13 protein-coding genes are annotated in these 13,455 nt (G+C 56.6%); 9 read left to right on the forward strand and 4 right to left on the reverse strand.

All coding sequences use genetic code 11. The features are described 5' to 3' along the window. Positions 1 to 195: 195 nt before the first annotated feature. Together ACL02P_RS23255 and ACL02P_RS23260 are read left to right on the forward strand one after the other, a co-directional pair. Positions 196 to 1,104 (forward strand): ABC transporter ATP-binding protein, encoded by a 909-nt coding sequence (locus ACL02P_RS23255; protein WP_157273505.1) that lies wholly within the window; start codon positions 196 to 198, stop codon positions 1,102 to 1,104. Beyond that, on the forward strand, positions 1,097 to 1,867 hold the full coding sequence (locus ACL02P_RS23260) for an ABC transporter permease (protein WP_009226265.1): 771 nt from the start codon (positions 1,097 to 1,099) through the stop codon (positions 1,865 to 1,867). Before ACL02P_RS23255 ends, ACL02P_RS23260 begins: the two co-directional genes overlap by 8 nt. A gap of 75 nt (positions 1,868 to 1,942) precedes the next feature. Here ACL02P_RS23260 and ACL02P_RS23265 read toward each other — a convergent pair whose 3' ends face one another. After that, positions 1,943 to 2,359 carry a bactofilin family protein gene (locus tag ACL02P_RS23265; RefSeq protein ID WP_009226266.1) on the reverse strand — a complete coding sequence of 139 codons (417 nt, stop codon included), beginning with the start codon at positions 2,357 to 2,359 and terminating at the stop codon, positions 1,943 to 1,945. Between the two features lie 32 nt (positions 2,360 to 2,391). Then, on the reverse strand, positions 2,392 to 3,390 hold the full coding sequence (locus tag ACL02P_RS23270; RefSeq protein ID WP_009226267.1) for a M23 family metallopeptidase: 999 nt from the start codon (positions 3,388 to 3,390) through the stop codon (positions 2,392 to 2,394). A 180-nt stretch (positions 3,391 to 3,570) separates the two neighbouring features. Between ACL02P_RS23270 and cls the strand changes: the two genes are divergently transcribed. After that, entirely contained in the window at positions 3,571 to 5,001 is a 1,431-nt protein-coding gene (cls, locus tag ACL02P_RS23275; protein WP_260071587.1) for a cardiolipin synthase, read from the forward strand. 46 nt (positions 5,002 to 5,047) lie between these two features. Here the strand turns inward: cls and ligD are convergent, their stop codons facing one another. Beyond that, positions 5,048 to 5,947 (reverse strand): non-homologous end-joining DNA ligase, encoded by a 900-nt coding sequence (gene ligD / locus ACL02P_RS23280; RefSeq protein WP_009226269.1) that lies wholly within the window; start codon positions 5,945 to 5,947, stop codon positions 5,048 to 5,050. 228 nt (positions 5,948 to 6,175) lie between these two features. Here ligD and ACL02P_RS23285 point away from each other — a divergent pair, with 228 nt between their 5' ends. After that, entirely contained in the window at positions 6,176 to 7,123 is a 948-nt protein-coding gene (locus ACL02P_RS23285; protein ID WP_412838175.1) for a DNA ligase, read from the forward strand. 46 nt (positions 7,124 to 7,169) lie between these two features. Here ACL02P_RS23285 and ACL02P_RS23290 read toward each other — a convergent pair whose 3' ends face one another. Further along, entirely contained in the window at positions 7,170 to 8,144 is a 975-nt protein-coding gene (locus ACL02P_RS23290; protein WP_009226271.1) for a Ku protein, read from the reverse strand. Between the two features lie 488 nt (positions 8,145 to 8,632). On the opposite strand from ACL02P_RS23290, the gene tsaE reads away from it, so the two are divergent. From tsaE to ltrA, 5 genes are all read left to right on the forward strand, one after another. Continuing rightward, positions 8,633 to 9,133 carry a tRNA (adenosine(37)-N6)-threonylcarbamoyltransferase complex ATPase subunit type 1 TsaE gene (gene tsaE, locus ACL02P_RS23295; protein WP_260071596.1) on the forward strand — a complete coding sequence of 167 codons (501 nt, stop codon included), beginning with the start codon at positions 8,633 to 8,635 and terminating at the stop codon, positions 9,131 to 9,133. Further along, positions 9,130 to 10,011, forward strand: coding sequence for a tRNA (adenosine(37)-N6)-threonylcarbamoyltransferase complex dimerization subunit type 1 TsaB (tsaB, locus tag ACL02P_RS23300; protein WP_412838176.1), 882 nt, complete (start codon positions 9,130 to 9,132; stop codon positions 10,009 to 10,011). Before tsaE ends, tsaB begins: the two co-directional genes overlap by 4 nt. Before the next feature lie 18 nt (positions 10,012 to 10,029). Continuing rightward, the gene (gene rimI, locus ACL02P_RS23305) at positions 10,030 to 10,524 is read left to right on the forward strand and encodes a ribosomal protein S18-alanine N-acetyltransferase (protein ID WP_036646106.1); all 495 of its coding nucleotides are present in this window, start codon (positions 10,030 to 10,032) and stop codon (positions 10,522 to 10,524) included. Further along, positions 10,518 to 11,558, forward strand: coding sequence for a tRNA (adenosine(37)-N6)-threonylcarbamoyltransferase complex transferase subunit TsaD (gene tsaD, locus ACL02P_RS23310; protein ID WP_009226276.1), 1,041 nt, complete (start codon positions 10,518 to 10,520; stop codon positions 11,556 to 11,558). The genes rimI and tsaD overlap by 7 nt, the downstream gene beginning before the upstream one ends. Before the next feature lie 466 nt (positions 11,559 to 12,024). Next, a complete protein-coding gene (gene ltrA / locus ACL02P_RS23315; protein WP_412838177.1) occupies positions 12,025 to 13,410 on the forward strand; it encodes a group II intron reverse transcriptase/maturase in 1,386 nt (461 codons plus the stop codon). Positions 13,411 to 13,455 lie beyond the last annotated feature (45 nt).

Here is a 13,455-nt window from a genome sequence, read left to right on the forward strand (position 1 = left end):
GGTCAATCTCTGGTAGATCGCCTGGGTAAATCGTCCGGGTGAATCACCCGGGTAGATTGACCTATGTCAGCCCTCTGTCAGTCCCTCATCACTGCCCGGAGCTTTAGCTGACGGAAGCCTTATGGTAGAATAGGGGAAATTATCCTGATTTAACGGGATACAGTTCGAAAAGAGAGTGGGGAGTATCCTATGGAGATGACGCAGGAACCCGTCGTACGCATGCGGGACGTCACCAAGCGCATCGGCAGCAAGACGCTGATCGACCGATTAACGCTGGATATCCCGAGAGGACAAGTATACGGCTTCCTGGGTCCCAACGGAGCCGGGAAAACGACCACGATCCGGATGATGGTCGGACTGATGTCGATATCGGAAGGTGATATCCTGATCGAAGGGGCCAGCATTAAGGATCGTTTCGAAGAGGCGATATCGCATGTCGGCGCCATTGTGGAGAATCCGGAGATGTACAAGTTCCTGACCGGGTACCAGAATTTGCTACATTACGCCCGCATGTCTCCGGGGGTCACGAAACAGCGGATCTGGGAGGCGGTCGAGCGGGTTGGCATGCAGAACCGCATCCATGACAAAGTCAAGACGTATTCGCTGGGCATGCGCCAGCGGCTTGGGGTTGCGCAGGCCATCCTGCATCGGCCGAAGCTGCTGGTGCTGGACGAGCCCACCAACGGGCTCGACCCGCAGGGCATCCGCGAGCTCCGCGATTATCTGCGGGCGCTGGCGCGGGAGGAAGGGACGACCGTGTTTGTCTCCAGCCATTTGCTGTCGGAAATGGAGCTGATGTGCGACACGGTCGCGGTTATCCAGCAGGGACGGCTGGTGGACGTCAAGTCCCTGCACCCGGAAGCCGTCGAAGGCCGGGCGCAGGAGACGGCCTTCGACGTAAGCGATCCGCAGCGCGCGGTAGGGCTGATCGCAGGCGCTCGCCTCGAAGGCGGCCGGCTGATCGTGTCCGCCGACCGGAAGGCTGCGGCGGAGATCAACGCGAAGCTGGTCTTGGCGGGCATTGACGTGTACGCCATCCAGGCGGTGACGCGTTCGCTGGAGGATCAATTCCTGGAGCTGACGGGAGGGAAGGACATTGAATAATTTTCTCGCGCTGGTCCAAAACGAAAACATGAAGATTTACCGGCGGGTTCGCACCTGGATTATGTTTGGGCTGCTTGTCCTGCTGACGATCCTGTTTGGGGTGCTGTTCTCGTTGGACGGCGGCAGCCAGCGGCTGAGCGCCTGGGACGCTTTGGACCAACTCAGTTTCCTGTATTATCTCGTCAGCATCTATGCCGCCGTTATTGCCGCTGACATCGTAGCCGGTGAGTTCACCTGGGGAACGATCAAGCTGCTGCTGATCCGTCCTTGGACGCGGACGAAGGTCCTGCTGTCCAAGCTGCTGGCCGTGCTGCTATTTACGCTGGCGATGAGCGCGGTATTTTTCGCCATCGCCCTGGCCGTTTCGTTCCTGATTTTCCCGAATGAGCCATCGCAATACCTAGGGGCAAGCCCGCTGAGCCGGATTCTGGAAAGTCTGCTGTACAGCTATATCGATTTGCTGGTAATTGCAGCATTTTCGTTTATGCTGTCGACGGTCTTTCGCTCTAGCGGCATTGCCATCGGACTGTCGCTCTTCATCTTGTTTGCGGGCAACATCTTTACGTTGTTGTTCCACCCGTCGCGTTATGCTTGGGCCAAATATCTGCTGTTTACCAATATGGATCTAGGCCAATATCGCGGGGGGCAGGTCGGACCGGCCGGGATGACGCTGGGCTTCTCCATCACGGTGCTGGCGGTCTACGTCCTGCTGTTCCTGGCGGTGGCCTGGCTCGTATTCAAGAAGCGTGACGTTGCTGCATAAGCTTGTTCCCTTGCAAAAAATAAGAAGCTCCTGCCTGACTCAATGGGCGGGAGCTTCTTGTCATCTTTGATTGGTCTACCCTGCTTCGGGGCGCGCGGCTTTCTTGACCTTGCCTTTGCCGCTAGAAGCCGATGGGGTGGGGGCGGGGGCCACCCGTTCCATTTTGCTCGATCCGTTCAGCAGTCCACCTTCAACGATGATCAGCTTGGCCACATCCACGTTGCCGTCGACTTGACCGCTTGCGGTGATTGTGAGTTTCCCTGTAGTGGTGACATCTCCGATGACTTTGCCGGCGACGATCACATCGGCGCCTTTAATGTTGGACATGGCCTCGCCGGTTTCGCCGATGATGATCTGTCCCTGGCAGTCGATCTCCCCATGGATTTGACCCTCCACACGCAGATTGGACTTGCACTCCAGCTTGCCTTCTACCAGGCTGCCTTGGCCGATCAGGGTATCGGTCAGACGGGGGGCTTTCTTGTCTTTGAACATAGCGCTTCATCAACTTCCTTTCCACATGCGGATTACTTCAAATAAGGCATCGGATCAACGGCTTTGCCGCCCTTGACGATCTCAAAATGCAAATGGGGTCCGGTACTGCGTCCGGTGCTGCCCAGATTGCCGATGCTGTCCCCTTTCTTCACTTCATCCCCGACGGAAACATCGATGTCGCTCAGATGCATGTACCAGGTTTGCAGACCGCCCGGGTGCTCAATCACGATGTATTTGCCGTGGGATCCGTCCCTGGTGGCGGTAACGACCTTGCCTGCAGCCGCGGCATACACGGGGTCCCCGACTTTACCGGCAATGTCGATGCCCGCATGGAAAGCTGCTCGGCCGGTAAACGGATCGGTGCGGTAACCAAAATTAGAGGTTAGCCGCGTGGACAACGTGGGCCATTCCGAGGGTGTGCCGGAGAGGGAGTATTGGGTCTGCTTCGCTTTTTTCAAGGTGAGCGGCACGTGCTTCTCCATCTCGTCCAGCATTTCGTTCATCGCGGCAAATTCGTCTCGCGTATTCGCTGCAAGTCTCTCGATCTCGTTGTCATGTACGGCAATGAACTCGCCGCCAACCCCGCTGTCCCCAAGAGCGTCCAGCGTCTCATCCCAGGACAACGAAGACAGCTTGCCGAGATTCTTCGCATCCCCCTCTCCGTATTTATCGATAAATTTCTGAAGCTCTGCTTCGAGCTCGGCTACCCGCTCCATCCGGTCCATCATTTCCTTGGACTGGCTCGATAAAGAGATCACTTCGTTCTGCAAGCGCTGAATCGCTTCGTCTTTGTTGGTCACCACCGCTTCAAAGGCTAGGGTTTGCTGCTCCAGCTGATGTTCCAGGCGGGAAACGGTCTGTTCCGAATGAACCTGCAGGCTGACGATCAGCCCGGAAATGGACAGCAGCGCCAGCAAAGGCACGGCAACGACAAGCGGCTTGGAGACTTGCATCTGTTTGACGGGCCGGCTGGCATCCCGAAGGACAAGCAGCGTCATCCGGTTGGGATTCGGTACGCTTACGCTCCTCATGGCATCCCCTCCCTACGCTTCGTTGGTTCTATAACTTATCTATTCCTATGATTCTTAAATCATGTCAAAAAAACAGGTCCTGTCTAATATAAGTGCGGCGGGATCCGTTATTTTCGAAATCTGTCATGAATAAACCGCAGCCCGGATGGTTAATGATGATGGCAGGGGAGGGTGGAAGGCATGCTCTGGCTGATTGGCATTTTACTGCTTTTTATCGTACACGTCGCACTGATCCTGCTGCTTGAATTCCGCAATCCCGCCAAGGCGGTTGCCTGGTTGTTTATCTTGTTTTTGTGCCCTCCCTTGGGTCCGGTCCTCTACTATTTCATGGCCCGGGACTATAGGAAGCGCAAAAAACTGCTGCACCGGGGCCCCGTCCCGTTCCATAGCTTACGGATGCTGCTGCGCGACCAGTTGGCAAGCCCGGTTCGCTTGGAGGAGATGAGCAACCCGGAAATGCTTCATCAGGAACGGCTATATCAGCTGCTGACGCATCATGCGGCAAACCCGATCACAGGCGGAAACCAAACGGAAGTGTATTCCGCCGGGGAAACGGCGTTTGGGGCCATGCTGGAGCGGATGGAGCAAGCGCGAGATCATATCCATCTTGAATTTTATATTTTCCGCAGCGACATGATCGGCTCGGCCTTTGCAGAAGTGATGGTCCGGAAAGCCCAGGAAGGGGTCAAGGTCCGGATGATCTGCGATGGGCTGGGGAGCTTTAAGCTGGAGCATGCGTTTATTGAGCGGCTGAGGGCTGCAGGGGTGGAGGTCTACTTCTTTCTGCCAGCGCGGGTTGCCGTGCGGAACCGCCGGGTCAATTACCGCAATCATCGCAAAATCCTCGTGGTGGACGGAAAGTTCGGGTTCGTGGGCGGACTTAATGTGGGTGACGACTATTTAGGCCTTTATGAAAAAATGGGGTACTGGCGCGATACGCATCTGCAGCTGGAAGGAGATTCGGTTTATTATTTGCAGCTCACCTTCCTGGAGGATTGGCTGCTGGCTTCGGGTCAGGATCTCGGGGACCCTGCTCTGTTTCCGCCCCATGAAGGGCCTGGGCAGGAGCAAGTGCAGATCCTGACCAGCGGCCCGAATTTGCCGCGTAACCCGATTCATGAAATGTGCTTTAATTCGATTGCGGTGGCGAAGCGCCGGATCTGGATCGCTTCGCCCTATTTCATTCCCGACCCCAGCGTATATTCCGCACTGAAAACGGCGGCATTAAGCGGAGTCGAAGTGAACATCATCATGCCTTACCATCCGGACAGCCGCTTGGTGAAGCTGGCTTCCTTGTCTTACGTGGAGGAGCTGCTGGGGGCCGGGGTAAAGTTCTTTCAATATACGAAGGGCTTTATTCATGCCAAAGTGATGCTCATCGACGACCTGCTCGCTTCGGTGGGGACGGCGAACATGGATATGCGCAGCTTTTTTTATAACTTTGAAATGACGGCGTTGTTGTTTGATCCGGGGACGATCACCCGGCTGGAGAGCGACTTCAAGCAGGATCTGGCCGATTCGATCCCGATTCGGTTTGAGGAATTCGCTCGGCGGCCGAAAGGGCAGAAGCTGCTTGAGCTGCTGGCGCGGCTGTTGTCGCCGTTGCTGTAGCGGAGGTTGCCAGCCGTTGTCGTTGTGCAGCGAAGGCTTCCCTTGTTTAAGACCGGCCGGGGGATTTTAAATGCTGCAAGATCAGCTTGAGGGACTGGGGAGGGATGGTCTCGAGCAAATCTCCCCGTTCCTTCAGTCGTTGACCGATATTCAGCAGGTTAAAATCCGCAGGCTTGGGGTTCCGCCGTACCTCATCCCAGGTCAGCGGGGTCGACACGCTGGCGGCTGCCCGGGCGCGCGGGGTATAGGGGGCGGCCAGCGTCTTGCCGCCGTAATGCTGCAAGTAGTCGAAGTAGATTTTGTCGCCGCGGTCTTTTTTTAGCCGTTCGATGGTAAATAGGTTGGGGTGTTTTTCGGTGACGTAACGGGCGACGAAATGTCCAACCATCCGCAGCTCGTCGAAGGTGATGCCGTATTCGATTGGCACGATGATTTGCACGCCGGTAGCGCCGGACGTCTTCGGCACGGATTGCAAGCCGAGCGAGGCCAAAATCTCCCCGACCAAAGCGGCCGCCTCCATAATTCGCGGCTCGTCCTCCAGCGTGGGGTCCAGGTCAATCATCCATTCGCACGGCAACTCCTCTCCGGCATAATGCAGAGACGGATGGAATTCGATGCAAGCCAGGTTGCCGAGCCACAGCAGCACCGGCAGCCGGTCAAGCACGACATAATTGATGTTCTCGTGAACGGCGGTGCGGACGAAGGGCGGCAGCGGTTCGGGGGCATTTTTCTGGTAAAAAAACTTGCCGTGAATCCCGCCGGGATAACGAATCGTGGTCAGCAGCCGGTTGCGGCAATATTTCAGCAGGTAAGGCGACAGCTCGGCCAGCTTCTCCAAATACATCCGCTTGGTGATGCCGGCTTCGGGCCATAACAGCTTATCCGGGTTGGAGACGGAAATCTCTTCACCTTCGACGGTGATCGTTCCTTTAATTGTTCGGGGCATGACGGTTCCTCCTTGCTGAAATCGGATGAAAATCGGATGAAAGATGTTCGCCCTGCTTAGGGTTGTTGGTTCTAGGCTTGCCTGGGGACGGGGAAACTATGAGCGAACTAACGCCCGGAATGGTTCAAGAGAGGCAGGGGCAAACTGGGGAACAAGCGGAGGTTCGGGGTTGGAGAAGGTAAAGACAAGGATTGTGCACATTGGAGCTGGGGAGGTGGAGAGCGCCGCATGGAATGGAAACCGATCACACCGTTTGAACCGATTCGCAGCGATACGATTCCGCAAGGCGAAGAATGGGTGGCCCAGGTCAAGTGGGACGGGGTGCGGATGTTAACTTATCATGACGGCCGCGAGGTCAAGCTGATTAACCGCAAGGGCAACGATCGTAGTTTGCAGTACCCGGAGTTTCTCGATACGCATGAGTTTTGCCGGGCGCATTCGGTGATTCTTGACGGCGAGATGATTGCCCTCTCGGGCGGCAAGCCGTCGTTTCACGAGATTATGCGGCGGGACAGCTTGCGGCGGGAGCAGGAAATTCGCTTTGCAGCCCAGCGGATTCCTGCGATCTATATGATCTTTGACATCTTGCACTATGATGGCAAGTGGGTGAACGGAGAGCCGTTAGCGAATCGCCAGCAGCTGTTGCAGGAGCTGGTGATCCCCTCCGAGCGGGTGCAGATTGTCCCCAATGTGGCGGACGGAGAACTGTTATTCGACTTGATGAAGCAACGGGGCTGGGAAGGGATTGTCTCGAAGCGGCTCGACAGCACCTATGCGTTTGGAGGCAAGGATGCCCGCTGGGTTAAGAAGAAGCTGGCCCGCGACCTGTATGCCGCCATCGGCGGGGTGACATATCGCGATGGTGGGGTGAACGCCATTTTACTGGGCTTGTACGACCCGGAGGGTCGGTTTATCTACATCGGCCATGCCGGCAGTGGCAAATGGAAGGTGGCGGACTGGCGCGACCTGACCGAAAACGTGAAGCCGCTGATCATCCCGGACCGTCCGTTTGCCAACGTCCCTGAACGCATCGAAGGGGCCGTCTGGATTCAGCCGGCCCTGACTGTAAAGGTGCAGTTCATGGAGTGGACGCCCGGCGGCACGATGCGCCACCCGATCATCCAAGGGTGGGCGAATGTCCCGCCCGAGGCTTGTAATATGGAGCAAAGCATGTAGCGTCTGGCCGGTGAACCAACAGGTGGTGACGGTGACGGCCTTCGGTCTATTTCGCCTCCGGCTTGGTGGTGGTGCGGCGTTTGGGCTTCGGCTTCACCGCCACGGTTGGCGTTACGGTTTCGTTGTCTGTGCCGGCCTTTTTGGCCTTTCCTGCGGCAGGCTTGGTTTCCGGCTCGGTCTTTGCTTTTTTGGCGGCCGGCTTGCGTGTGCGCTTTGCCGGAGCAGCGGCGGCGGGACCCGGATCGGTCGCGACCGGCCTCACCGCCTCGATGCTTGCCTGCAGCGCCGCCATCAGGTCGATGACGTTGGTCTCCGGTTTGGCCGGTGCCAGACTGATTTCCTCGCCGGCCACTTTTTGCTCGATCAGATGCAGTAACCCCTCGCGGTAGTCGTCGGTGTATTTCTCCGGCTCAAACGGGGTGGACAGCTGCTCGATCAGCATTTTTGCCATCGTCAGCTCTTTGTCGTTCACTTGAATGTTCTCCGGTAAGTTAGGCACTTGGGAGATCGGACGGATCTCGTCCGGATAAAAGATCGTTTCGATGGCCAAGCATCCCTCCATTACGCGGATGGCGGCCAAGCTGCTTTTGGAGCGGATGGCGATTTTGGCGATTCCGATTTTTCCTGTTTCACGCATCGCTTCAAGCAGCAGCTGATAGGCGTTCCCTCCGGCTTGGTCCGGCGCCAGATAATACGTCTTCTGAAAATAAATCGGATCAATCTCCTTCAAATCCACGAAATCGATGATGTTGATCGTTTTTTCAGCGTGGGCGGACAGCTGCTCCAGTTCCTCTTTTTCAAAAAGGACGTACTTGCCCTTCTCGTATTCGTAACCGCGCGAAATGTCTTCCCAATTCACGTCAACGTCGCACGCCGGACAACGCCGTACATACGAAATCGGGCTGCCGCACACTTTATGAATGTATTTCATGGAGATGTCCTTGTCTTCGGTGGCCGAAAACATTTTGACCGGCACATGGACCAGCCCGAAGCTGATCGCTCCTTTCCAGACGGTATGCATGGTGTAAACCCCTTTCTATGCGCTTCCTTCAAATCCTCGCTTACGAAATTGCTGTTATTCCGTAGTATGGTTTGAAATCTATTTTCTATTTACGCAGGGTTAGTGAATCTTTCGTTCCGGTGCTCTGCGGTTGCGGGGGGTGCGGCGGACCGATATAATGAGGACAGGCCTAGCAAGGATTTGAGACATGAACTGTAACGGACACCAATGACGCTATTTGCCTGCAGGACGGAATTCTGGAATTTAACGGACAAGAAAGACCTTATTTACCGGATTTGGGCTGCTTATTCTTCCAAAACGTTGGAATAACGTCTCCTGAGTCCGTTAACACGGGAAATGTCCGGGAAATCAGTGGTTAAGGTCATCTCGGTCCGTTAGCGGAGCTGGGGTGAGCTTGGGGCAGCTCTTGGGTCAGCTTAGGCAGCTTAGGTGCTCGAAGGAATGGCGATTTCGTTGGAACGTGATAAAGGTGGTAAGCTAAGGTGAGCATGGATCAAAACAATGGCAGCACCTCAGCGCGGTGGGTATACGAAGCCGAGGATCTGAAGGGGACGGAGCGGCTGGCGGAGGCGTTGGCGAAGCTGGCACAGCCGGGAACGGTGATCGCCCTGGACGGGGATCTTGGCGCGGGCAAAACGGCGTTTTCCCAGCTGTTCGCGAAGCACCTCGGCGTGAAGGACACCGTGAACAGTCCGACCTTTACTTTAATTAAGGAGTATGAGGGCAGGCTGCCTTTTTATCATATGGACGTCTATCGGCTGTCGCTGGATGAGGCGGATGAGCTGGGGCTGGACGAGTATTTCTACGGCAATGGCGTGACGCTGGTGGAGTGGGCCAGCTTGATTGAGGAACTGCTCCCGGAGGACGTGCTGCGGATGTACATCGAGACGGTGTCGGCCACGGGGCGGCGTATGCATATCAACGTGCAGGGGGCAACCTATGAGCAATGGGGGCCAGCCCTGAAAGAGATTGGAGTATCCGAGCCATGAACGAACATGAAAATATACGGCCATCGCAGCGGCTGTTAGCGTTGGACACCGCCACTTCTTCGCTGGCGGTGGCGGTGATGGAGGGCGGCCGCGTGCTGGCCGAGCGAACGATCCATGCCGAACGGAACCATTCGGCATATTTGGTCACGGCGATCGGAGATTGCCTGAAGGCGGCGGGGCTCGCCAAGCAGGATCTGGACGGGATCGCCGTCGGGGTGGGGCCAGGCTCCTACACCGGGATCCGGATTGCCGTCACGACCGCCAAAACCTTGGCGTGGTCGTTACGGCTGCCGGTCTACGGCGTCTCGAGCCTGGCCGCCTTGGCGCTGGGCGGTTGGGCCAGCGCCAGCGGGCAAGACGCCGCGCTGGGCGAGCTCGCCGCGCGGCGGGGCGCGCCGGCCGGCCCAGCACGGCCGGCGCTGGCTGCCGGCGGCGATGCCGGGGGCGAATCCGCCCCCACCGCCGCCGGCAGCCACTGGATCGCGCCGCTGATCGACGCGCGGCGCGGCCAGGCCTATTCGGCGCTGTTCGCTGCACCAGCGCCGGGCGGTCTGCCGGAGCGTCTCGAACCCGACGCGATCCGGCTCATGGACGGGTGGGCCGACGAGCTGAAGCGGCAGCTGGAGCAGCTGCCCGCAGAGGAACGGCCGGCCCGCCTCTGGTTCGTGGGCGAGACCGAGAAGCATGAGGCGGCGATCGCGCCGCTGATCGCCGCCTTCGGCGAGCTCGTCCAGCTCGTGCCCTACGAGCTGGAGGGCGCATGGGTCGGCATCGCCGGCGTGGCGCGCACCGCGCTGCCGGCGGACGACGTACATGCGCTGGAGCCGAACTATACGCAGCTGGCCGAAGCCGAAGCCAAACGGCTGCGGAACGCTTAAGGCGAGGGGGCGGCGAAGCTGGAACAAGATATCGTATTTCGCAACATGACGCTGGCGGATCTGCCGGCCGTCATGGTGATCGAGCATGAATCGTTTACGCTCCCGTGGAGTGAGGAAGCGTTCCGCAACGAGTTAACACATAACCATTTTGCACGGTATCAAATCATGGAATATCGCGGCGAAACGATTGGGTATGCCGGGATGTGGACGATCCTCGATGAGGCCCATGTCACGAACATTGCTGTTCGTACCGCTTATCGCGGCCGTCATCTCGGGGAGAAGCTGCTGCGTCGGATGATGGACTGGGCCATTGAGCTGGGGATGGTCCGGATGACGCTGGAGGTGCGGGTGTCCAATATCGTTGCCCGCACGCTTTATGAGAAAATGGGCTTTACCCCGGCAGGCGTGCGAAAAGGGTATTATTCCGATAATCATGAAGATGCAATCATAATGTGGTGCGAGCTGCCAAGGTCGCAGTCGGAAACCGGGGAAGGAAGCGAAGGTTCGTGGTAAAGCAAGAGCAAGATGTGTATATTTTGGCGGTGGAAACGAGTTGTGACGAAACCTCGGCCGCCGTGGTGAAGAACGGGACGGAGGTTCTGTCCAACCTCATCGCCAGCCAGATCGAAACGCACCGGGCGTTTGGCGGCGTGGTGCCGGAGGTCGCTTCGCGCAAGCATGTCGAGAGCATTACGCGGATGCTGGAGGAAGCGGTGCAGGAGGCGGGAATTGCGCCGGAATCGCTGTCAGCGATCGCCGTGACGGAAGGGCCCGGCTTGGTTGGCGCGCTGCTCGTCGGCATTATGGCGGCCAAGAGCCTTGCTTTCGCATTGGACAAGCCGCTGATTGGCGTTCATCATATCGCCGGTCACATCTACGCCAATCGCTTGGAGGCGGAGATGTTGTATCCGTCCATGGCGCTGGTTGTCTCGGGCGGTCATACGGAGCTGGTGCTGATGGAGCGGGAAGGAAGCTTCCGCCTGCTCGGACGGACGCGCGATGATGCCGTTGGCGAGGCTTATGACAAGGTGGCCCGGGCGTTGGGCTTCCCCTATCCCGGAGGCCCCTTCGTGGACAAGCTCGCTGCAGAGGCGGAGGAAGCAGAGGAGCTGCCTCGGGCTTGGCTGGAGCCGGACTCTTACGACTTCAGCTTAAGCGGACTCAAATCGGCTGTACTAAACGCGGTGAACCAGCACAAGATGCGCGGCGAGGACGGCTACCAAGCGGCGATTGCCCGCGGATTCCAAGAGTCGGTGATCGAAGTGCTGGTGGAAAAAGCGGTCCGCGCCGTCAAGGCAACCGGCTCCCGCCAGCTGTTGCTTTGCGGGGGCGTCGCTGCCAATCGCGGGCTGCGCGCGGCGTTGACCGAGCGCTGTGAGCGCGAAGGCATCGCCTTGTTGATTCCTTCGCTGAAGTATTGCACCGACAACGCCGCGATGATTGGCGCAGCCGCCTATTTGAAATGGCGCAGCGGTGAATTTTCCGACCTGGAGCTGAAAGCCGAGCCTTCCCTTTCGCTGGAGGGCTGGTCTGTCGGCCAGGGTTAAGGTTCAAATCGGGCCCATCGCCCAAAACAAAAGGCCGGACAAACTGTCCGGCCTTTTTTCTTAGTGTGCCACGCATGGCGATTAACTAGGTGGTGAAAGTCCACTGTGGGGGTTTGTAGTTACCAACCACTAGCCAAGAGCAAGGGTGTCCACCGCGAGGTGGAATCCAAAGGAAGCTGGAGGCAAACTTCCGGCCCAAGGAACACGAACATCATCAGGCATAGGATACGGGATGAGTCTGCTAAACAAGACGAAGTCCAATTAACTACACGGACGTACCAATGTAAATGATGTGGGTATATGGAAGGAAAGTGAATCGTCTTACCGTGGGAGGTCTCATGGACGTGAGGAGATGCACTTCGAATCACGGTTGAAACAAGATTTATCATGAGAAGTCAGCAGACGCCATAGTACCGCGAACAGTCGACGGTTCGAGGGAAGGGCTGAACCTTAGGAGGTGAAGTCAATGAAAGTTACCGAAACAGGAGCCAAGGGCAGCCAACTTCCAACGGAAGACTCTCTGCAAAAGAATAGTGCGGAACACGAAGGATATGCGGGAGTGCACAGTCCTGCGAGGATAACCGAAACCGACGACACCAACGCAACCGAGTCGAAGGACCGGTTGCTTGAGAAAATCGTTAGCAGGGACAACTTGAACGAAGCATTCAAGAGAGTCAAAGCGAACAAGGGATCGCACGGAATCGACGGGATGGGAGTAGAAGAACTTCTACAATATCTCAGAGACAACGGCGAGACCATCAAGCAACTGATCTTGGGCGGCAAGTACCGCCCGAATCCCGTTCGAAGGGTAGAGATTCCCAAAGAGAACGGAAAGAAGAGAAACCTTGGCATTCCAACAGTGGTTGACCGAGTCATCCAGCAGGCAATCGCCCAAGTGCTTACGCCAATTTATGAGAGGCAGTTTTCAGACAACAGCTACGGATTCCGACCCAAACGGAGCGCACACCACGCGATGAAACGAAGCCAACAATACGTGCAAGAGGGATATCGTTACGTGGTAGATATGGACTTGGAGAAATACTTTGACACCGTCAACCAAAGCAAGCTCATCGAGGTGCTTTCAAGAACGATCAAAGACGGACGAGTGATCTCGCTCATCCATAAGTATCTCCGGGCGGAAATCGGCGTACCGCAGGGAGGGAACCTAAGTCCGATTCTCAGCAATATCATGCTGAATGAATTGGACAAGGAACTGGAAGCAAGAGGACATCGATTCGTGCGATACGCAGACGATATGCTCATATTCTGCCGGAGCAGGAGGAGTGCGGAGCGTACCCTGACGAAAATTCTCCCTTACATCGAGAAGAAGTTGTTTCTCAAGGTAAACCGGGAGAAAACGATTGTGGACGATGCGACAAAAGTTAAATTTCTTGGCTTCTCATTCTACCAGAGCAAAGGGGAAACGCGGGTCAGAATCCATCCCAAATCCGTATCCAAGATGAAAGCTAAAGTGAAAGAGCTAACGTCGAGAAGCAACGGAATGGGCAACACCGACCGGGCGCTGAAGCTTAGGCGTTACATCATGGGATGGGTAAATTATTTCAAGCTTGCTGACATGAAACAACTACTCCAAACCACTGATAAATGGATGAGAAGGCGTATCCGAATGGTCTTCTGGAAGCAATGGAAACGAGTGAGGACGAAACTCGAAAGGCTTATATCGCTCGGAATTCATGAACAGAAGGCGTGGGAATACGCAAACACAAGAAAGGGCTATTGGAGAATCTCCAATAGCCCAATCCTCTCGAAGTCCCTCGGTAACAATAGGCTGAAGAACCTCGGATTCCTTTTCTTTTCTGATTATTATCGACAAGTTACTGCGCATTCCTAATGGAACCGCCGTATACCGAACGGTACGTACGGTGGTGTGGGAGGT

This window comes from Paenibacillus sp. MB22_1 (assembly GCF_047200555.1).
Classification (GTDB): Bacteria; Bacillota; Bacilli; order Paenibacillales; family Paenibacillaceae; genus Fontibacillus; species Fontibacillus phoenicis.